The following is a 20,274-nucleotide window of genomic DNA, read 5'->3' as shown; positions in this document are numbered from 1 at the left end:
TATGCATTTCTTGCAAATTGCTAATTCTTAATTTCATTCTATTTGAAATGTCGTTAAATCCTCAATGCAATCTCGCAGTCCGCTCCAACCATATCTTCTTATACTGAGCTTTGTATTCCTTCGATAAAAAAGACCTGTCGATTAAATCAAAAACTTCAACCTCCTTACCTGTTAACTTATTTATGATCCTGGTAAAAATTTTTGTACTTAATCCGAGTGAACTTGCAAGATTTTGGAAATCCTTAAGTTTAATATTTCTTTTCTTGCCGCTAAGTAGCATTGCCATATCGTCTTTGTCTTTTGGAAATACCAGTGCGCTGTTAACCAAGTCATACGCAGGTGAAAATACAATCTCGTTTCCTGGATACAAGATGGCAAAATTTTTCATGTGCATGTCACTGTTCCCACTCAGGAAAGAAAATACCAGGAGTTCAAAATAGCTGAATAGATCCAATCCCTTATTAGTGCAATAAAGGTTAATTAGTTTACCACACCGCTCATAAGAACTATCATATTTCTGCTCCGTTTGAAATCCACCCAGCTGGCAAAAGTCTTCCATATGAATCTTTGCGTTATCTTTCCTGTCGAATCTTTTGGCCACATAAGCTAGCCTACCATCCGCAGTCGGTATCAGGCAATGTTCGCAGGTCCGGATCCTGAATAACTTAGCCAGATGCATGGTGAGATCTTCTACTTCAGGCATTTGGGCAAGTTCCGCATTCTGAGGTTTCAGTATATATCTTCCCCAAAGACCTACTATAGTTAATCTTTTTCCGACTTCAATACTTTCCAGATCGAGAGAAAGCTTGGGCTGAACGCCTGTTACTGCGATGCGCTTATTTACGGTCTCTTCTGCAAGTTTGTCCAGCAGTTCTTTATCCAGTTTTAATTCTGGCAATTTTTCTATCCCGAAAAACTTTTTACAACAGCTGGCATGGTAAGCTAATCCTGATTCAACTGGCCTATAACAAAATAAACAATTAGCCATTTACATCCTCCTCTTCATTTGGCAGTACGGTCACTGCGCCTATAGTATCTCTGCAAAGGGTAATTAACAATTCAAAACGGTCTGTTCCTTTAATTTTCCAGTGTTTGCTTGCAATATTTAATAACCATCCTTCCGGTATCAATCCGTCAAAAAATGAGAAAAGAACACGACTGGTATAAGGATGAGGGCGGAGAGGCAACGTTTGACTTACAGGTTTTGAATCTTTACTTTTTAAGTAAACGTCATCATAGATGAAACTATAGCCGTCATCATTCTTTTCAAGAGAGCCGGCAAGCGCCTCATTATAAAATATCTTTGCTTTATTCGTCATGACCCGGCTCTTTATCAATTACGCCCACTTGTTTGCCAAACATGTTCAATACATTATTCACTTTATCAAGCTGAACGGTTGTTTTTCCTCTTTCCAGTTCACGTAAAAATCGTAACCCAACACCAGCCTTAAAAGCCAATTCTTCTTGAGAAAGACCATTTTTTTTTCTGGATTCTTTAATAAATGCAATAATTGACTCCATAATAATACCCCTACGGGTACAATATAACGATAATTGTTCATTTTATACCCGTATGGGTATAAAAAACACAAATTAAGCTCTGATAATACCCTTACGGGTATTATCAGAGCTTAAGATATGCTATTACACTCGATATATTTAATCTCTTTAGCTATTAACCATCACCAGCTTCTGACCCCGAGTTCCTTTCATACTACTGTTTTTCATCTTTGTTATAAGTATTTTGTAAAGGTAAATGACCCCTTAAAGTGATTGTTATGTTCACTAATTTGAGAGTTACTCAAAAAAAGAAGTTCATATGAAAAAAGAGAATTCATCTGATGCGATAAATAAGGAATACTGAAAAAGGTAAATTACTACTACCTATATTGGATTTACTGGAAGAATGTAGTATAACTTAGTTATTAGTAATGTGCAATCAATAAACAGCGGTGGCTAGCGCGGCTAATTTTTCACGCAACAGAGTCTCACCAATGAACTTTCAGATAACCACGCGTGGATTTATACCTGGAAGTATCAATAGCTTCATAACCTTTTTCAGCCTGCATGATTGCTTTCTCTTTACTTTCGGCTATTACAATCAGCCATTTTAGCTCCCCGGTTTTTGTGCAGATCCGATCTACATGAAAATTTTTGATCTCCATAAGTTCCGGAGAATGCGCTTTACCTTCGGAGAAATATACCTTAAATAAATTCATAAGCTGATCGAAGCCTGGTTAGCCAGCCTCATAAAATATGAACGCAAACTAAAATGTTTTAGATGTCATTTTTTTGTCATTTTGAAGAATTCTATCGATTCAGTTCAGCAGCAATATCGGCCAGGCTCCTCAACCCTTTATCAAGCTGATTATTCCATGGCATCCCATAGTTCAGGCGCATACAGTTAGCAAATTGATTTTGTAAAGTAAATAATCTGCCTGGCGCAATACTAACCCCTTTTTTTACAGCCAGGTCATACAACTGAATTGTATCTATTTTCTGATCAAATTCCACCCATAAAACCATCCCTCCCTGCGGTCTGCTCACTTTTGTTCCTTCGGGGAAATAATCGTTGATAGCGCGGATGTATTGCAGGCTATTGGTATGCAATGTATTTCTCAGCTTACGCAAATGATGTTCGTAACGCCCTGTTTCCAGGAAGTTTGCAATCACTTCCTGTGTAATATTTGTAGAAGCAATCGCATGAAAAAGCTTCATTCTGAGAATTTCTGACTTAAATTTCCCTGGTGATATCCAACCTACCCGATAACCCGGTGCCAGCGTTTTTGATATAGAGCTGCACCAGAGCACCAATCCACTTTCATCATACGTTTTACAAGTATTAGGACGGTTGGTCCCAAAGTAAATATCTCCATAAATATCATCTTCTATTAAAGGGACATTGTGCTTTTGTATCAATCTCACGACTTCCTTTTTATTTTCATCAGGCATTAAACTTCCTAAAGGATTACTGAAATTACTTACCAGCAAACACAAGTTAATTTTATTCGCCTCCAGTGCTTTTTTCAAGGCATCTATTTCGATCCCGGTTTGCGGATGTGTAGGTAGTTCCATCACTTTCAGGCCAAGGCTCCTGGCCAATTGTAAAACCCCAAAATATACCGGACTTTCCACTGCAATAGTATCACCTGGTTTGCCCAGTACCATCATTGCATAAGAAATAGCATTGATACAACCATTTGTCGTAATAATATTCTCATGGCTTAAGTCTGGGATCGTAAAAGCATGCCGGGCAATTTGCTTTCTTAATTTCTCGTTCCCCTGAATTTCCCCATAAGCAGTACCGCTGCCTTTTAACTCCCGCATGGCCTGAATCATCCCTTTATTTAGCTTTGCGATGGGCAGCAGTTCATCGGCCACAACAGCATGAGCCAATGTAATACTCATCGGGGCCGCATTATTGTAAACTTTTTCCAATAGATCTTCGATTTGAATCTGACTGGTTTCAGCGCTGGGCTCACTGATTTTTGGCAGTGCAGGAATTCGTTTTAAAGAACCGCTTATGTAATATCCTGATTTTGGCCTGGTTTCAATAAGCCCTTTACTTTCAAGCTCATAGTAGACTTTTATAGCGGTAGTCTGACTTGTTCCATAACGTTTACAAAATTCACGGAGTGAAGGAAGTTTGTCGCCAATAGCCAGTACATTATTTTTAATCTGCTGTTCTAATACATTTGCTATCCGCTGATACAAATGATCCTTTTGAGCTACTTTATCTTGCATAATCTTAAACTGCTATGCTCAAATATAACAAAACTGCATCTGCATACATAGCAATATTTACCTTAACTTTGCCTTAATTAATAGAGAAAGTAGTTATACAGAAAATTCATTATGGAAATTACACATAGTACCACTAAAGACATTGACGCCATATTCGGCCTTTACGATCAAGCAACTGAGCATATGAAAAAAGTAGGCCTTTTATTCTGGCAAGGATTTGAAAGATCACTTATTCAGAAAGAAATTGATGAAAACAGGCATTATAAGATCATGGTTGACGGACAACTCGCCTGTACTTTCTGCATTACCCTTAATGATCCGGCCATCTGGAAAGAAAAAGACAAAGATCCATCAGTTTATATCCACCGTATCGCCACAAATCCTTCCTTAAGAGGCAATTCATATGTTAAACATATCGTTGACTGGGCAACTCAGTATGCGAAGGAAAATCAACGTTCTTTTGTCAGACTGGATACTGGAAGTGGTAATGATAAATTGAATAATTACTATATCAGCTGTGGTTTCAACTACCTGGGTGTTACACAACTGGATGATGTCAGCAGTTTACCTGCGCATTATAAACACGGTTCTTTCAGTCTGTTTGAAATCCCAATTAACTAAGCAAGATGACCGATCAGACGAATTTAGAGATCCTGCCTCCGGGTTTACCTGTTCCTGAAGATGACGGAGCATGCAGTCATCTGTTAGGTTTAACTATGCCTGAGTTGTCGTTGCATAGTACGCATGGCGAATTAGTAGCGCTTTCCAGGATTAAAGGCCTTTTGGTAATTTATTGTTATCCGATGACCGGGCCCGCAGAAGTTCCGCTTCCTGAGGGTTGGGATGCTATTCCCGGTGCCAGAGGTTGTACACCACAAGCCTGTTCCTTTCGCGATCATTATCAGGAATTGAAACAGTTGAATACACAAGTGTACGGAATGAGTACACAATCAACTGCGGACCAGCTGGAGTCAAAAGAAAGGCTGCATCTTCCTTTTGACTTATTAAGTGATGAAAATCTGGCATTTACAAAAGCCTTAAACCTACCACTTCACCTGGTAGGTCACCTTAAGTATTTGAAACGGGTTACCCTGATCTTTGAAGATGGAGTAATCACCAAATATTTTTATCCTGTTTTTCCTCCTGATAAAAATGCAGAAGAGGTATTGGACTATTTAAGATAAGAGTGGATTAAATCCACTCTTTAAAATCCTGCCTTTTCCATGAATTCTATCACTTCTCCATTTGGACTATAAACCAATGAATTATGCACCGTAATAGCTGGATTGCCCAAATGCAGCACCATCGGTTCAAGACAAGCTGTTGCTCCACCTGCAATAGCCATTTCATAGGCTTTTTTTGAATCCTTGACGGTCAGGCAAATATGTAATAAAGCAGTTTGAATGAATTCTTCTTTTGCTAGTTTTTTCCTTCCCTGCGCGGGGATATCAGCTTGGTTATCATATATTTCGAGGTAACTAAAACCATCACGCGATTTGAGCATCGCCGCCTGTTTAAGCTTAAACTCCGGTAATGACCAGGTATGACTAACGGTATACCCTATCACTCCGGTGTAAAACTGAACAGTCTGTTCAAAATTTTCTGCTCTGATTGCAATATGGTGTAAGCCTGTTATGCCGATATCATCTTTTAGTGTTGCCATAATTTAAGAATTTATCTTCAAATTTACAGCCGGAAGCGCTTATAGTAATGAACTTACAAAATTGTAAGCGATCAGGTTTCCTGTTCATCAGATGAGAAAAATTACTTCGACCAATTATATCAACGCACAAAAATTACATGGGTTATGCGATGCAGCGTATACCTTATCACAGTTAAGTGGCCGGTGGAAACTTACATTACTGGTAAAATTGCGCGAAGGTAGTAAGCGATTTTCTGAACTTAAAGGAGAGCTTCCTGCTATTAGTGAGCGTGTATTGGCCTTACAATTAAAAGAACTGGAAAAAAGTGGATTGATTCTCAGGCAGGAATCCACATTGAAAAAAAAACTATATACCTATGAATTATCACCATTAGGAAAATCAATGGATCAGGTAATCCAATCACTTTCAGATTGGGGTAAAATCAACAATTTACAGGCGGAATTGTAAGGTAGTTCTGATTGCAAAGTTTGAAGGCTCTAATCCAGGCTCACTTAAATGTTCCTTTTGAGTGAGGCGATGTAAGAAATCAATGCGGATAATCTTAAAGATGTTCTCTACGCCATAACCGATCTCTACATATGGGACATTATTTAAACTCCGGTTCAGATTGGTACGCCCTCTTAAAAAGGACTCATTGTTTTTATCTGATAGACTGCCTTGCAGTATATTCAGAACAGCAACAGTACGCACATTTAAGGATTTTAACAATGGAATACTATTGGTGATCAGTCCTTCCATATGTTGCGTATAGTTCAACGAGATAAACCTGTCACTTGTAAATTCCATAAAGCGCATTGTATTGAAGCTATAACGGTGATTTTCAAGTAATGGATAAGGGATTGCACTTGGAATATATCCTGCGGTCAGAGAATAATCCCCGATTCCCAAAATCCCCATACGCGGTCGCTGACTAATGTTAAAATAGAATTTGTTGTAGTCGAAATCTCCATATAAAGCTTTAGTCCCTCTGATATATCTGAAGGTTAATATTGGATTACTGTTTCCATTCCCAATGATTAATCTTTTGTTGATTTTAGAAGATTCCAGCAAACGTCTTCCTGGTGTCCATTGTACTTCTGAGGTAATTTCAGAAACCTCATACCGGTTATAAGTCCGCTGATCTGCCTGATCATGGTAATGAAAATTGAATAAGGGGTCAAAAGTACGGTGAGCTAAAGTCAGTTTACCTCTTATGGTCGGTGTGATGTCAGTTTGAATATAAGCCTGACTTATATTTTGAGTAAATGGCCCCCTTCTGATCACTCTGCCATTCCGGATAGAAGCCATAAATACATTATTCGTTTTATTAATGAAATTCTCAAATTGATAACCTGTCTGACCGATATCATGCTGAAAAGAAACACCCGCTTGTACCCACGGTTTACGGGAAAAAATATAATCGACAGCAGCTTTATACTTAAAGCGCTCATCTCTGAATCCGTAACTTAAAAACCCACTCAGAATCAGTTTATCACTAAAATTAGTATTGGTAGTTGCCCCTATTCTAAGTACGTTTCCTTCCAAATCGTTATAGCTATAAGTGTAAGGATAAGGGCCGAAACTTAGCTTACCGACTTTATAATAGCCGTTGATTAGCATCCCAGCTATATCCGCATAGGTTTTCACCAAAGGCAGATTCTTAACAGTGTCTATCATTTTATAAACGGCCTTATCAGCAGCAGTCAGGGAATCTGCACGATTTTTCACCCAGTACTGGTCATCTTTTTTATTGACATCTTTACTCATCACCAGGCTCTCTTTAAAATCTGAAGCCGGATAGTTCTTATTGACTTCAATATTTTTATTGGATAAATAGAACTTGGCAATAAAACCAGATAATTTCTTTTGTGTAGTCCCTACATTCACAACGATACGGGTCTGTCCTGGTAACCATGCAGTAGTCCCTTCTGCCTTTACCATCGCCTGCTGTATCCTGATTTTGTTTAAAAAGTTCAGGTTTGCATCTTTTGAAACTTTACAATCAATCTGGAATAAGGCGTAGCTATCTCTTGTAATCCACATCACCCCTTCAAAAGCCAGATCATGTGATCTTTTTGGCTTGAATTCAATTTTATAGCATTCTCTGCCATTTATTTTATCATAAGCATCAATCAGCTCATAATTATAATGTGTTTTCCAGTTGTCACTGGTAGGCGAGATGAAATCTTTGTTGGCGAGTTTTAGAAAGTTACTGTAAAAGTTATACTGCAAAAACGTAGAGCCTACTAATTGAGAAATCAATGTTTCATCTTCTATGCCTACCCCACTTACTTTGGTCCGCAGCACATTTTCTGTCTTGCGTTCCGGACTGGTGGTATATTTATAATCAGAAACTGTTTCAGACATAAATATGGGTAAAATAGGTGTTCCCTCTTCCCCGGCAATCTTCTGCAAATTCTCCATCAAGGGTAAAACCTGTTTAATCACCTTATTTTTCTTCATCTTCTCACTGATATTAGTGACCGATATCTCAATACGGTTATAGCTCTGATATTGATAACTTTTCAGATATTTCTGATCATTGACGGGCTTGTTTTTAACCAGATTATCCATGATTTCCCAGGCTGGGTTTACATAAGTTTTAGGGCTGATGGTAACTCCATTTAAAGTGCGCCCGTTAACCGCTAATTGAAAATCAACTATAGTATGCGGAGTTTTAGGCAACAGTTTTTTGCCGGGCAAATAACTGACATAGGCCGTATAGATAGAGTCGTTGGCAATATCATGAGGAATCGCTAAATGATATAGTCCATCGAAATCAGAAGCAGTACCCTTGATTGTTCCATTTTTGAGCTTTACAAAGATAGTTGCATACGGTATAGCCTCACCGGTTTGTCCATCCGTTATTTTTCCGGTGATCACTATAGATTGCTGTGCATATACAACGTTGATGCCTAAAACAGTGACCATTAATGCAAGGATTATACTGCATAGCTGTTGTTTTTTGCCGGGAAAATGAAATAGAAAGAAGGTGAGTTCTTTAACCTGCATAGTAATAAATTGTTAAAGCTGAGATCTGCGTTTTAATTCCTATAGATTGTAATCACAATGTAAAGACTATTTATATAATGTCAGTGCATAAAAAAAAGTGAATCATTAAATAATTGGGGACTGCGCTAATAAACCCTTAGAAAAGGCAGGCTGATTACAGTAATATGGATTTCATTAATTAGTATTAAGGTGAACATCAAATGGTTAGCGTTCTGAAACAAACCTGTTACAAATATAGTATTTGAAAGATCGATTTAGCGCGAAAAGCTATTTGTTGATATAGATTTAACAAATTTTAACTAAAAACCCTTGATATTGATGGTTTTGAATCGGTACGCACTAAGAGCTCCCTTTCTCCCATTGCATCCTGGTAATTTTAAACCAGTCATGTTCATGTCCTGATAAATCAAACTTCTCCAGACAATGCATCCCTATTTTTTCCAGCACCATTCTTGAACTTACATTGCCAGAATCTGCCATAGCATAGATTTCATGGAGTTTTAATTCATTAAAACCAAAGTCCACAGAAGCTTGAGCAGCTTCTGTGGCATAACCTTTACCCCAGTATCTCTGCATAAACCGATAGCCGACTTCATAGTAGTTGCTATGGTTATTATAGCTTGCGGTTACATATTTTAACCCTGCCCAGCCTATAAATTCATTTGTTTCTTTTTTGAGCACCGCAAGCCGGCCAGTTCCATGATCAATGTATTGCTTTCTGATAAACTCAATAGCATCCTCTGCCTGTTTGATATGAGTAAATGGCTTTTCATCCAAATACTGAAGAACTAAAGGATCAGTATACATTTCATACATACCTTCAGTATCAGACCATAAGAGCTCCCGCAAAACTAAACGACTGGTTTCAGCCAATATCTTCATCTTATATTTTTTACCCTTAAGCTAAGATATTTCTGAACAACACAGCCATTTCGTAAAAAATGACTGTGCGTTTTAATTGAGCTACTTCAGCTTAAACTTATCTCCGGGTCCATAAACGCTAAACCTTAAATTATCAAAAGTAACCAGCTGGTTTTCCCGGACCTTCATCTTTTCAGGATCAGCTACCCGGATTACCTGGCTTACCCCGGCTACGGTAATGTTTTTACCTTGTACAATGATGGCTGTGCCTTCGTCAATTCCGATACAATCATATCCCGGATAGGCAGTGATTGCAGATAAAAGACGATTGTAACGACTGCGTTTTATAAAATGCTGATCGATAATTACGGAATCCAACAACCCCATTCCAGTTTCAAATTCGATATTATCTGCTTTGAGTTTATTGAATGTTTCCCTGTAATTGTTATCCAGCAACTGGTTTCCGGTAATCATATGTTTACTCATTACCGCAGCTCCGGCACTGGTGCCAGCAATAGTCGCCCCGTTTTGATAGGCTTTATGAATTGCGCTGTAAACTGGGGTATTCAGAACAACTTTCATGAAACGGTTCTGATCTCCACCGGTAATAAAAACCAACTTTGCCCCTGCCAGAGAATCAAGCCAGGACTGGTCCCGTACTTTCTCTCCCGCAAAATTGAAACTGTAGATATTATTTTTAGCAACTGCCGACAATTGTGTTTTAATCGCTTCAAATGAAGCTTCCGGCTCGGCTGTTGCCATAGGTAAGACTATAATATAATCATCCGGTCTGAGATTGGCCGTTTTGATCAGCGCGCTGATGAGTTCAGGAGAACGATCACCGCCTCCTATAATAAATAAGCTTCCTTTTGGTAAAACCGGCACTACTGGCTTGGTTTTATATTGCGCAAGTGACGAATGCACTACAAACAATAAGACCAGGAAAATTAAATGGGGAATACGCAGTTGAATTTTATAAATCATCGTCCCTTTATTTATAAATTAACACTTCAATCTTCCCGTTTTCAGTAACGGTACCTCTGTACATCCCTTCGGTATTGAAAGGCATACTTACGTTACCTTTTGCATCCATGGCAATCAGACCACCATCACCACCCATTTTCCCTACTTTATCCAATGCAGCACGGGAAGCATCTGCCACAGACATATTTTTATATTCCATCATGGCCGAAATATCATGAGCGACTACATTGCGAATATAGAATTCGCCCCATCCTGTACATGAAATACCAGCTGTTGCATTATTTGCATAAGTCCCTGCACCAATGATCGGAGAATCCCCTATCCGGCCATATTTTTTATTAGTCATTCCACCAGTAGAAGTACCCGCCGCCAGATTTCCATTTTTATCCAAGGCTACCGCCCCTACAGTACCAAATTTATAATCAGGGTTAATAGTACCTAATTTCATCGATTTTTTATTACCATGGTCTAAAACAGACTTCGTAGAATCTTCCTGAATAGCTTTTTGCAAGCCGTCCCAACGCTCCTTAGTATAAAAATATTCAGGATCAACAATTTCAATTCCAGCCTGTTTCGCAAATGATTCTGCACCAGGGCCAACCATCATCACGTGTTCAGATTTTTCCATTACAGCCCTTGCTGCCGAGATAGGGTTTTTAATTGTCGTTACTCCTGCCACAGCTCCTGCCATCATTGTTTTCCCGTCCATAATTGCAGCATCCATTTCATTTTTCCCGTCATGGGTAAATACAGCACCTTTTCCGGCATTAAATAATGGAGAATCTTCCATCACATGAATAGTAGCTTCTACTGCATCTAAACTGGTCTTTCCGGATTTCAACACCTCATATCCTGTCTGTAATGCTTTAGTTAATGCAGCAACGTAAGCTGCTTCCTTTTCAGGGCTCATATTTTTTCTGGTAATGGTCCCCGCTCCCCCATGGATAACCATAACGTATTTTTCTTGTCCATAAGCCAGGTTAGCTGCAAAACATAACAAAAGGACAGCTATTGTTTTTAAGTTCTTATTCATCATTTTGGTTCTTTTATTTTGGTTGAAGGTGATTTGAAATATAATAACAATTTTTGAGTGGAGAAAAATTTAAGATCTCCACTCAAAGACTTATTAATAGTTAGGATTTTGAACAGTATTTTTATTAACGGAAATTTCCAATGCAGGTAATGGGAGTGAATATTGTGCTTTTGAAGGCAGCAATTTAATCGCTCCAGAAGTATTTATGGCATCTTCAGGTAATCTCTCTACAGGTAAATTTCTGCGTTTCAAGTCAAAAAACCGATGGCCTTCAAAAGCTAATTCTTTAAAACGTTCAGTATAAATTGCGAGAATTAAATCATCCTTACCAGCAAAATTTACTGCGGTGTAGTCTTTAATCCTGGCAGCACGCAAAGTATTCAGATCTCCGGTTGCATTCCCGGTGCTTTCTGCTTCGGCTTCAGCCCTGATTAAATACATTTCTCCTGTGCGGAACATTTTCAAATCTGCTAACCCTGGCGAAAGCGCAGTACCTGCATATTTATTGACTAAGTACTGAGATTTCTTCAGCCCTCTTGTATCATCAAATTTGATATAAGCTTGATAACGGATATCATTTTCCTGATCAAAAGAATTGATCAATTTAAAAGATGGTGCATATAAAACTATACTTCCGGTTTGACGGAAGAACAGATCACCGGTCCTTGTTTCATCCGGCATCCTTTTTAGCTTCCATATCACCTCATCATCTGCAGCATCAGTCCATATGCCAGGAAATTGTGCTGTTGTGGCCAGCGGCATTAAATTGATTACTTCGGTAGAATAGGTTATTGCTTCTGCCCAGTTTTTTTCATACAATGCCAGTCTTGCCTGTATCGCTGAAACCGCAATTTTAGTAACTCTTGTTTTATCATCAAAAGATAAAGGGATCAATGCTTTAGCTGCTAAAAGATCGGCTTTAGCGGCAGCTACCACAACTTCAAACGCATCTCTTGCCGGGTAGCTGATTACTGAGGTTTTCATATAAGGAACACCGAGAGCTCCATTTTGATATGCTGAACCATACATTCTGAGTAATTCAAAGTGACAAAAAGCTCTTAAGGCGAGCAATTCTCCACGATACCGGTCTGCAGTTGCCTTATCAGTACTAGTGAGTTTATCCAAACCTTCCAAAACTCTGTTTATCCTGTCTATTGCGACATAATAGTCACTGTAAGAACTCGTAACAGAGCCATTATCAGCAGTATAAAGCCACCGGTGAGCATCTGTATTACTTACTGTATTCTCTGTAGGCAGCATTACTTCGTCAGAAATAATAGCATTCACGCCTATCAAAGTATAATTGAGTTGTGCATAAACTCCAATCAGTCCTAAATTGACATCATTCAGGTTTCGGTAAGCCTTTTCTGCATCTATAGTATCTGTAGGCTTTAAATCCAGTTTGGTGCAGGAAGAAAAGAACATGAACAGAGAGAGTACTAGGGTATATTTTATAGGATTAATCATGGCTGTAATTTTAAAAGTTAACACTAATTCCTGCGGTATATGTTCTTGCGTTTGGATATTGGAAAAGTCCCGCAACACCATTATTTTCAGGATCCAATCCTCTCCATTTGGTCCAGGTGACTAAATTCTGTCCTTGTACAAAAACCTTTAAGTTACTGAACACCTTAATTTTTTCCAGCACCGTTTTAGGCAAAGTATAACTGATATTTACATTTCTTAACCTCAAAAAAGAAGCATCCTGGATATCTTTTGAGGTGAAATTTCTCGGGATATCAAAACGCTGCAAGGCTTTCACATCACCTGGCTTCATCCAGCGGTCATCCAGCATTCTGATAGACTGGTTACTGGTTGCATAACGCTGATTTTCATTGTAAAAATCTTCATTGTTCCAACGGGAAACTCCGGATACAAAAGAAAATAGTGCACTTGCGGTAATTCCTTTCCAGCTTAAACTAGTGTTAAAACCTCCTGTGAATGAAGGATATAAACTCCCGGATTTCGCTACACTCTGCGTATTGGAATTATAAGTTGTAGTAATGCTTCCATCCAGATTATAGTACTGTGCTTCACCAGTTTGTGAATTCACACCTGCCCATTGCGGCGCATAATAAGATCCATACGGCAAACCAACTTGTAAGATCCTTGTATCCCCATCAGGGTAAGAATCCGCAACATCAGTTACATGGAGTACTACGTTTTTATTGTAACCAGCATTCACCCCAACAGTCCAGGTAAAATCTCTGGTTTTTAGGATATCACCACTCAAATCAAACTCTACCCCCCTGTTTCTCATCTTTCCGGTACTTAAACTCAGCAGTGGAAAACCGGCTGTAGCTGATGGCGGCTGATCGATGAACATATTATTAGTGATTTTATTATAGTAATCTGCCGACAACCGTAATCGCTGACTTTTAAATAAAGCCAGTTCAAAACCTGTATTGAATTCATTCACATATTCCCAGTCGAAATTGGGATTACCAGCAGAAATCGGGCTGACTCCTGGTTTACCTCCATAAGTTACATTTGCGCCATAAGTTGGCAGATATAAGAAGTCTCCGGTTCCAAAAGGACTCGCTGAAGTACCATAACTGACCCTGAAACTCAATGCTGAAATAAGCGTACTATTTTTCAGGAAATCTTCATTTTTAGCATTCCAGTTTGCGCCCACCGAGTAAAAGCCATGCCATTTATTTTGTGGAGCAACTTTCGTTGACCCATCATAACGGTAACTCCCGGTCAGGGTATACTTGCTATCATAAGTATACCTGGCCACACTCATAAAGGAAGCTAATGCGCTGCTTGTTTTTGAACCACCTACATTAGGCAGATAATCTACGCTATTGGTAATTCCAGCTGGTGTTTCTGGTAATCTTCCATCTAATCCAAAGCCGGTAAAACCAAAAGAGTTATAGTTGTTATAGACATATTCATAAAAAGCAGAAGCTTCAAAATCATGTTTTCCATTGAAGGTTTTAGCATAAGTCAAACCTGTTGTAGAGATGATATTGAAATTCCTTCTGGTGCCTTCATCAAATCTGCCTTTTCCACCCAGCGTATTGGTATTGTCAGTTGATCCATAATAAGAATCCGGATTGATATAAGCCTGATCGGTTGAATTTCTATAATCTATACCTGCTCTGGTCGTAACCTTCAGTTCTGGTAGGATTTGATAAGCTAAAGCCACACCAATGATAGATTTTAACTGATCAGTTTTGCTGGAAGAATTAAATAAACGTTCCAATGCCTGACTACCTTCCCGCTGATCTGCAATAAAATACTGATCCTGGTTACCCGGATGAATCAAAGTACCGTCAGGTGCATAAGGGTTTTCATAAGGAAGCGCATAATAAACTGCAGACATCGCTGTACCCCCTCTGCTGCTCCCTTCCCCTTCAGTAAAACTCTGGTTAGAATAGCCAATATTCAAGTTTACATTTCCTGAAAACTTATCTGATTTAAAATCAAGATTACTTTTCAGGGCATATCTTTCCAGCCCCGTACGTTTAGCAACCCCATCCTGTTTATAATAATTCAGCGAGTTATAAAAACGTACATTCTCGTTTCCACCACTCACACTAACCTGTTGTTCCTGGAATTTGCTTTGCTGATAGAATTCATCTCTCCAGTCAATATTGATATTTCTTATACTATCTAAAGTATGATCTGCATTTTGTCTGAAACCTGGAGTTCCGGATATATAATCAGGGTTTTTAGGAGAATAAGTCCATCCCGGTCCAAGGTCTCTCCCAAAATCAAGACCTACACCTTCTTCAAATGATAAGCGCTGAGCGGTATTCATCATGGTGAATTTAGGATCTGTTAGTTTCGAAAAACCATATTGTGAAGTATACTGTACTTGTATTTTACCTGCTTTTCCTTTTTTAGTAGTGATCACAATAACACCATTAGATCCTCTTGATCCATAGAGTGCTTTGGCAGAGGCATCTTTTAATACGGTCACATTTTCAATATCAGCAGAATTGATAGTTTGAAAGAAGCTTGCCTCTATTGGCGTTCCATCCATAATATACAATGGCGCAGAAGATCCATTTACGCTCCCAACCCCGCGGATTACCACTGCAGCGCTTTGTCCTGGTTGTCCTGAACTGGAAATCACACTCATTCCTGCCACTCTGCCCTGTAAAATCTGGTCAAAGGTCAGCCCTGCTACATCATTAATTTTCTCTGCAGTAACTAAAGTTGCTGCACTTGCAGATTGGGTACGTTTGTAGTTTGTATAACCTGTAACTATAACTTCCTGTAAGTTCAGGTTATCACTTTTTAAGATCACATTGATTGGATTTCCACTGGCTGAAAGTGTCTGTTTAATATAGCCTACGTAAGAAAATTCAAGGATCGCAGCTGCATCAGGCACACGGATTGCGTAATTTCCTTTCGAATCTGTTGTAGTAGCTACAGTTGATCCGCTTAATTTAACGGATACGCCGGGTAATGGTAGTCCTGCCTCATCTTCCACACGACCAGAAATCACCAGATCAATTCGTGTTTTTGCTGCCGGGTAAATCACCACAAGATTGTTTTCTTTCAGCGTATAGGTAAGCCTGGTTTCCTTTAAAATAGACTTCATCGCTTCGTCAAGCGAAACCATATGGAGGTTTAATGAGGCTTTTTCCTCTTTTGACAAGGTCTGATCACTGTAAACGAACCGGTAATCTGTTTGCTGTTCAATCGTTTTCAGCAGATTTCTGATGCTGATATGATCTGCATCAATGGTTATTTTCTGTTGTGCAAATCCTGTGGCCGAAACCTGCATGCACATCATCAGTAAAATGAAGCCTGTAAGTTTGGTGAGCAGCAAGGTCCTGCTGTTAATCAAATACTTACCAGCTCTTTCTAAGCGTAAGGTTTTTCTCATATTGGTTAGTTTAAGGTGTTTGATATACTGTATAGGTGGTTAGTTTTTGTTGTTAATTACAGGTAATGTTAGTGATTGCAGGTAATGTTAGTGATTGCAGGTTCTGTCGGTGTTTGCACATTGTGTTCATAGTCCAGCTTTTATTTACTCAGGATAATTCTGTTTTGTTCCGCTTTAAAAGCAAAAGGATAGGCCATTTGCAGCGCTTCAAGAGTTTTTATAACACTCTCATTTTCAAAGGTTCCAGAATAGCGATAAGCTTCAACTTCCGGATCAGCGATATAGATTTCGATACCGTACCAGTTTTGTAATTTCTTTGCAATTGCAGCCAATGGTTCATTGTCAATACTTATCGGGTGATGAATCCATTGGATTTCTTCAGATTTATTGCCTGGTGCATTGCGTTCAAGAGCTGAAACTTTGAAGATATTTTTAAGGTTTTCGTCCTGATGAGCAGGGGTATTATGAAATGATAGTTTTTCATCAGGCTTCAGCAAGACCCGGTACCCGGGATATCTTTTCGATTCTACTTGTACACTGCCACGAATCAGAGAGGTTTCGATCAGACCTGAATTTGGATAGGCTTTGACATTAAAACTCGTTCCCAGTACTTTGATATCATTAAAAGGTGTGTGTACAATAAAGGGATGTTTTGCGTCATGTTTGACTTCAAAGAAAGCTTCGCCTTTAAGCCAAAGTTCTCTTTGTGCGGGATTGAAATTTTTAGCCAGTTTGATTTCACTATTTTGATGAAGAGTAATTACCGTTCCATCAATCAGGATTACGGTTTTTCTAGGTGCACGACCAGAAGAGAAAACTGAGGCCGAAAGCGGGTGCTCAGCCTTAAGGTCTTTTGAAGTTGAGTAGTTTTGCTGAATAAAATAAAGAGAGATCAGAATAATTACTGCCGCAGCAGCAAAGCTGATGTATTTATAAAAACCAGCAGGTGTCTTTAAAATGGTCTTTTTATCAGAATATAAGTATCTGTTAATATTACTGCGTCCATTAGTACTCATCGGGGTTTCATCTGGAACTGTATTCAATAATTGTGTTAATATTTCCTGTTGTCTGAATCCGCTTTTTAATGCTTTAACCTGTTCAAGTCTGTTTCCTTGTTTAATAGTCAAAATATTCACCAGATTTTTCGCCTGAATTATATCTGCTGCTCTTTCAGGGGTATTATTTATCCACTCTTCCCATAAAATATGATTTTCCAGACTTATTCCCAGACAATATTGTTGAAAGGAATCATTACAAACTAATTCTTCTACCAAAAACCCACGATCAGGAAGTTTCATATATCCGTTTTATCTTATAGACGGAGAAATGACTTAATTTTCCTAAGAGAAATGCAGATTTATTTTCAAAAAGAATCAATTTTCTTTATTTAAGGATCTTCCTCAGTATTTTTATTGCATCATAAATAGTATTATAAGCAGTTTTGATAGTTTGAGAAGTCCGCTCTGCGATCTGTTCATAGCTTAATCCTTCAAAAAATTTAAGCTGAATCAATTCCGATTGTCTCGGGGTAAGTTGTGCGATAGCAACCCGTAATTTATTTTTGAGTTCTTCATCCTGTTGTACGCCAATCATAATCTCTTCGTAGGACAACTCATTCGCCGCCTCCCCTTTTCCCATTTTATTAACTGCCAGATTGGTCCGGTCAATATAAGCCAGCTGATCCAGCATACATCTTCTGAGAGAGGTCATCAGATAAGATTTTACGTTTTCAACCGGAGTAAGCCGGGCTCTTTTATCCCATAGATTAAGAAATACCTGATTAACGCAATCTTTGACCAGCTCATCGTCAGGATTAATTTTTAAACCAAAGCGGATGAGATGGAAATACAAGTTATTATATAAGCCAAACAACGCGTTCTTGTCCCCAAGCAGCATTTGTTCCCAATAATTCTTATCCTGTTCTGTGGGTAGCATAAATTGAACTGAATATATGCATTTATGACTAAATAAATTTCCATGGTTTGAATTTCGCAACTAATGGGTTGAATTGTGCAAACTGTTCGCAGGGTATCCGAGGTACATTTGTCTTACAAAAAAAACACAAATTATGGAAAATCAAAAAGTGTGGTTCGTGACCGGGGCTTCCAAAGGGTTAGGACTTACGTTAATTAAACAATTATTAGCACAGGGATATCAGGTAGCTGCAACTTCCAGAAGTATCAATGAATTAAATGAAGGTGTGGGTGCTACAGCATCAGAAAACTACCTGCCACTGAGCGTTGACCTCAGAGTAGAGCAAAGTGTTGAACAGGCGGTAGAAAAAGCAATCAGCCAGTTTGGCCGCATTGACTTTGTAGTGAACAATGCAGGATACGGCCTTTCAGGTAGCCTGGAAGAGTTGAGCGATGAAGAAGCAAGAGGAAATTTTGACATCAATGTATTTGGTTCCTTAAATGTGATCCGTAAAGTAATGCCGCATTTACGTGCGCAGCAGTCTGGACATATTTTTAATATCTCTTCTATTGGTGGCTTTACAGGTTATTTCCCTGGATTCGGAATTTACTGTGCTACGAAATTTGCAGTACAAGGTTTCACAGAAGCATTGGCTGCAGAAGTTAAATCATTCGGGATTCATGCCACAATTGTTTCTCCAGGATATTTCCGCACCAATTTTCTTTCTACAGGCTCTTTAAATGTACCTAAGCATCCAATTGAGGCTTATAAAGAGGTTCGTGAAAGTCAGCATCAACATCAGCACCTTATTGATGGTAACCAGGCCGGAGATCCTGAAAAAGCAGCGGCGGCAATTATTAAAGTAGCAACCGAAGAAAATCCTCCGCTTCATTTATTTTTAGGACAGGATGCTTATGACCTGGCTTATGCAAAAATGGATGCCGTAAAAGGAGATCTTGAAAATCTAAAAGAGATGATTACTTCAACCGGCTTCTAATGGCTTCGGTTATCAATCTGGCCCTCCCGTCAATTCCAGCTATTTGGCGGGAGTATCAGATTTCAATAGATAAATGCTTGGATCAATCTGAAGGTTACTTCATTTTTTCATCCAGACGATCCAATCTGAATTTCGCAACCAGGAAGTTTAAAAATGGCTCAGTAACTGCTGAACGCACTTTTTCTATCAATGTACCGCATACAAATAATAATACGGCGATTAAAAACAGGGTGAAGTACACACTCCCGATCGTATAAGTTGTTGCAATCCGGTTCAGATTATCAGTTAGAAAATCAGCCGATCTGGGATGTTCATGAATCAAATAAATAGCCAGTACCGAAGAAGAAAAGAAAGATATCCTGCTATAAGATATTTTGAGGCTCTTAAATAAGAAGAAGAAAGAAATGGCAGAGATGAGCACGAGTGGGTTATTGTAGAAAAATGCGCGCCAGGCCAGACCTATACTCAGATATTTCATACTGGTAAAAAACATTCCAAAGATCAGGAGTGAACAAATCAAATACACCATAAGATAGAAGAATTTGCCTTTTCTAAAGTCAATATACAGGCCGAAAGCCTGTCCGTAAAAGTAAATGCAGATAAAGCTGAATAAAGAATATCCATTCAGTACGCCTAATGAATCAGGATTAAGTGTAAAACCAATGATAAAGTTAATGAGCGTTAACATACCCAAAATATATAAAAACTGATATTTAGATAAGTATTTACCAGCCAGGTTAAGAAAAGGGCTTAACAGATATAGGAAGAAATAGGTGGTAATAAACCACCACTGGCCATTGGGCACAGAGAGTAATCCATTCAGTATAGTATCAAAAGAAAGACTTTCTCCGTTAAATAAACCAAATACAATATCAATTCCAATACTATAGGTAACTGCTTGTATAAATAGGCTGAGTATTGTTTTTACCCTGAATTTTATTCCGTAATAACCAGAGATAAATATAAAACAGTTGACCGTCATAATCAGAAAACTATCAATGAACAGCCCCTGCAATGCGTCTTGATTGATCAATGGACTTTCTGAAGTATATAAAAGATGAAGTCCTCTCCCCCGCATCAAAAAGTGATGACAAACAATCATAATCATCAGGACTATCCTCAACAATTCGACATTGAGTTCTCTGGGTTGCTTCACCTTAGTATTCATTTCCGGCCCGCCATTATTTAGCGGCGAACCCAAAGATATTGTTTTTTAAGACCTGCTTTGATATTTTCATGCTAT

General features: G+C 38.7%; 19 protein-coding genes. 4 read left to right on the top strand and 15 right to left on the bottom strand.

The window, feature by feature from the left end:
• Nucleotides 1–61: 61 nt before the first annotated feature.
• The 5 genes from AY601_RS03505 to AY601_RS03485 all read right to left on the bottom strand — a co-directional run bounded on the left by AY601_RS03505 (nt 62) and on the right by AY601_RS03485 (nt 3,744).
• Complete coding sequence (locus AY601_RS03505) at nt 62–898, bottom strand: HipA domain-containing protein (RefSeq protein ID WP_232324688.1); 837 nt, start codon at nt 896–898, stop codon at nt 62–64.
• 82 nt (nt 899–980) lie between these two features.
• Entirely contained in the window at nt 981–1,319 is a 339-nt protein-coding gene (locus AY601_RS03500; protein ID WP_068396518.1) for a HipA N-terminal domain-containing protein, read from the bottom strand.
• A complete protein-coding gene (locus tag AY601_RS03495; RefSeq protein ID WP_068396515.1) occupies nt 1,309–1,521 on the bottom strand; it encodes a helix-turn-helix domain-containing protein in 213 nt (70 codons plus the stop codon). The genes AY601_RS03500 and AY601_RS03495 overlap by 11 nt, the downstream gene beginning before the upstream one ends.
• Nucleotides 1,522–1,988: 467 nt before the next feature.
• Complete coding sequence (locus AY601_RS03490; protein WP_068396512.1) at nt 1,989–2,219, bottom strand: hypothetical protein; 231 nt, start codon at nt 2,217–2,219, stop codon at nt 1,989–1,991.
• A gap of 91 nt (nt 2,220–2,310) precedes the next feature.
• The gene (locus AY601_RS03485) at nt 2,311–3,744 is read right to left on the bottom strand and encodes a PLP-dependent aminotransferase family protein (RefSeq protein WP_068396509.1); all 1,434 of its coding nucleotides are present in this window, start codon (nt 3,742–3,744) and stop codon (nt 2,311–2,313) included.
• Between the two features lie 111 nt (nt 3,745–3,855).
• Here AY601_RS03485 and AY601_RS03480 point away from each other — a divergent pair, with 111 nt between their 5' ends.
• Together AY601_RS03480 and AY601_RS03475 are read left to right on the top strand one after the other, a co-directional pair.
• Nucleotides 3,856–4,365 carry a GNAT family N-acetyltransferase gene (locus tag AY601_RS03480; RefSeq protein ID WP_068396506.1) on the top strand — a complete coding sequence of 170 codons (510 nt, stop codon included), beginning with the start codon at nt 3,856–3,858 and terminating at the stop codon, nt 4,363–4,365.
• Between the two features lie 5 nt (nt 4,366–4,370).
• Entirely contained in the window at nt 4,371–4,928 is a 558-nt protein-coding gene (locus AY601_RS03475; protein ID WP_068396502.1) for a peroxiredoxin, read from the top strand.
• A 20-nt stretch (nt 4,929–4,948) separates the two neighbouring features.
• Here AY601_RS03475 and AY601_RS03470 read toward each other — a convergent pair whose 3' ends face one another.
• Entirely contained in the window at nt 4,949–5,407 is a 459-nt protein-coding gene (locus tag AY601_RS03470) for a VOC family protein (RefSeq protein ID WP_198163603.1), read from the bottom strand.
• Nucleotides 5,408–5,498: 91 nt separating this feature from the next.
• On the opposite strand from AY601_RS03470, the gene AY601_RS03465 reads away from it, so the two are divergent.
• A complete protein-coding gene (locus AY601_RS03465; RefSeq protein ID WP_068396499.1) occupies nt 5,499–5,855 on the top strand; it encodes a winged helix-turn-helix transcriptional regulator in 357 nt (118 codons plus the stop codon).
• On the opposite strand, the gene AY601_RS03460 is transcribed toward AY601_RS03465, so the two are convergent.
• The 8 genes from AY601_RS03460 to AY601_RS03425 form a co-directional block, all read right to left on the bottom strand.
• Nucleotides 5,838–8,399 (bottom strand): DUF5686 family protein, encoded by a 2,562-nt coding sequence (locus AY601_RS03460; protein WP_068396497.1) that lies wholly within the window; start codon nt 8,397–8,399, stop codon nt 5,838–5,840. The genes AY601_RS03465 and AY601_RS03460 overlap by 18 nt on opposite strands.
• A gap of 339 nt (nt 8,400–8,738) precedes the next feature.
• The gene (locus AY601_RS03455; RefSeq protein ID WP_068396493.1) at nt 8,739–9,281 is read right to left on the bottom strand and encodes a GNAT family N-acetyltransferase; all 543 of its coding nucleotides are present in this window, start codon (nt 9,279–9,281) and stop codon (nt 8,739–8,741) included.
• 81 nt (nt 9,282–9,362) lie between these two features.
• Nucleotides 9,363–10,244: a cyanophycinase gene (locus tag AY601_RS03450; protein ID WP_084359063.1), complete on the bottom strand. Its 882-nt coding sequence runs from the start codon at nt 10,242–10,244 to the stop codon at nt 9,363–9,365.
• Nucleotides 10,245–10,251: 7 nt separating this feature from the next.
• Complete coding sequence (locus AY601_RS03445; protein ID WP_084359061.1) at nt 10,252–11,280, bottom strand: isoaspartyl peptidase/L-asparaginase family protein; 1,029 nt, start codon at nt 11,278–11,280, stop codon at nt 10,252–10,254.
• Between the two features lie 90 nt (nt 11,281–11,370).
• Nucleotides 11,371–12,744, bottom strand: a complete 1,374-nt coding sequence (locus AY601_RS03440) for a RagB/SusD family nutrient uptake outer membrane protein (protein ID WP_068396491.1) — start codon at nt 12,742–12,744, stop codon at nt 11,371–11,373.
• A gap of 10 nt (nt 12,745–12,754) precedes the next feature.
• The gene (locus AY601_RS03435; RefSeq protein WP_068396488.1) at nt 12,755–16,120 is read right to left on the bottom strand and encodes a SusC/RagA family TonB-linked outer membrane protein; all 3,366 of its coding nucleotides are present in this window, start codon (nt 16,118–16,120) and stop codon (nt 12,755–12,757) included.
• A gap of 140 nt (nt 16,121–16,260) precedes the next feature.
• Entirely contained in the window at nt 16,261–17,418 is a 1,158-nt protein-coding gene (locus AY601_RS03430; RefSeq protein ID WP_068396485.1) for a FecR family protein, read from the bottom strand.
• 85 nt (nt 17,419–17,503) lie between these two features.
• The gene (locus AY601_RS03425; RefSeq protein WP_068396482.1) at nt 17,504–18,055 is read right to left on the bottom strand and encodes an RNA polymerase sigma factor; all 552 of its coding nucleotides are present in this window, start codon (nt 18,053–18,055) and stop codon (nt 17,504–17,506) included.
• Between the two features lie 133 nt (nt 18,056–18,188).
• Between AY601_RS03425 and AY601_RS03420 the strand changes: the two genes are divergently transcribed.
• The gene (locus AY601_RS03420) at nt 18,189–19,031 is read left to right on the top strand and encodes an SDR family NAD(P)-dependent oxidoreductase (protein ID WP_068396479.1); all 843 of its coding nucleotides are present in this window, start codon (nt 18,189–18,191) and stop codon (nt 19,029–19,031) included.
• A 94-nt stretch (nt 19,032–19,125) separates the two neighbouring features.
• On the opposite strand, the gene AY601_RS03415 is transcribed toward AY601_RS03420, so the two are convergent.
• Nucleotides 19,126–20,232: an acyltransferase family protein gene (locus AY601_RS03415; RefSeq protein WP_157287667.1), complete on the bottom strand. Its 1,107-nt coding sequence runs from the start codon at nt 20,230–20,232 to the stop codon at nt 19,126–19,128.
• Nucleotides 20,233–20,274: the final 42 nt, after the last annotated feature.

Origin of the sequence: Pedobacter cryoconitis (assembly GCF_001590605.1) — a bacterium.
GTDB lineage: Bacteria > Bacteroidota > Bacteroidia > Sphingobacteriales > Sphingobacteriaceae > Pedobacter > Pedobacter cryoconitis_A.
This window is presented reverse-complemented; position numbering and strand designations above follow the sequence as displayed.

Excerpts from the sequence above, each read along its gene's own strand:
- AY601_RS03500 (WP_068396518.1), bottom strand. The coding sequence starts at position 1,319 with ATGACGAATAAAGCAAAGATATTTTATAATGAGGCGCTTGCCGGCTCT.
- AY601_RS03495 (WP_068396515.1), bottom strand. The coding sequence starts at position 1,521 with ATGGAGTCAATTATTGCATTTATTAAAGAATCCAGAAAAAAAAATGGT.
- AY601_RS03490 (WP_068396512.1), bottom strand. The coding sequence starts at position 2,219 with ATGAATTTATTTAAGGTATATTTCTCCGAAGGTAAAGCGCATTCTCCG.
- AY601_RS03485 (WP_068396509.1), bottom strand. The coding sequence starts at position 3,744 with ATGCAAGATAAAGTAGCTCAAAAGGATCATTTGTATCAGCGGATAGCA.
- AY601_RS03480 (WP_068396506.1), top strand. The coding sequence starts at position 3,856 with ATGGAAATTACACATAGTACCACTAAAGACATTGACGCCATATTCGGC.
- AY601_RS03475 (WP_068396502.1), top strand. The coding sequence starts at position 4,371 with ATGACCGATCAGACGAATTTAGAGATCCTGCCTCCGGGTTTACCTGTT.
- AY601_RS03470 (WP_198163603.1), bottom strand. The coding sequence starts at position 5,407 with ATGGCAACACTAAAAGATGATATCGGCATAACAGGCTTACACCATATT.
- AY601_RS03465 (WP_068396499.1), top strand. The coding sequence starts at position 5,499 with ATGAGAAAAATTACTTCGACCAATTATATCAACGCACAAAAATTACAT.
- AY601_RS03460 (WP_068396497.1), bottom strand. The coding sequence starts at position 8,399 with ATGCAGGTTAAAGAACTCACCTTCTTTCTATTTCATTTTCCCGGCAAA.
- AY601_RS03455 (WP_068396493.1), bottom strand. The coding sequence starts at position 9,281 with ATGAAGATATTGGCTGAAACCAGTCGTTTAGTTTTGCGGGAGCTCTTA.
- AY601_RS03450 (WP_084359063.1), bottom strand. The coding sequence starts at position 10,244 with ATGATTTATAAAATTCAACTGCGTATTCCCCATTTAATTTTCCTGGTC.
- AY601_RS03445 (WP_084359061.1), bottom strand. The coding sequence starts at position 11,280 with ATGATGAATAAGAACTTAAAAACAATAGCTGTCCTTTTGTTATGTTTT.
- AY601_RS03440 (WP_068396491.1), bottom strand. The coding sequence starts at position 12,744 with ATGATTAATCCTATAAAATATACCCTAGTACTCTCTCTGTTCATGTTC.
- AY601_RS03435 (WP_068396488.1), bottom strand. The coding sequence starts at position 16,120 with ATGAGAAAAACCTTACGCTTAGAAAGAGCTGGTAAGTATTTGATTAAC.
- AY601_RS03430 (WP_068396485.1), bottom strand. The coding sequence starts at position 17,418 with ATGAAACTTCCTGATCGTGGGTTTTTGGTAGAAGAATTAGTTTGTAAT.
- AY601_RS03425 (WP_068396482.1), bottom strand. The coding sequence starts at position 18,055 with ATGCTACCCACAGAACAGGATAAGAATTATTGGGAACAAATGCTGCTT.
- AY601_RS03420 (WP_068396479.1), top strand. The coding sequence starts at position 18,189 with ATGGAAAATCAAAAAGTGTGGTTCGTGACCGGGGCTTCCAAAGGGTTA.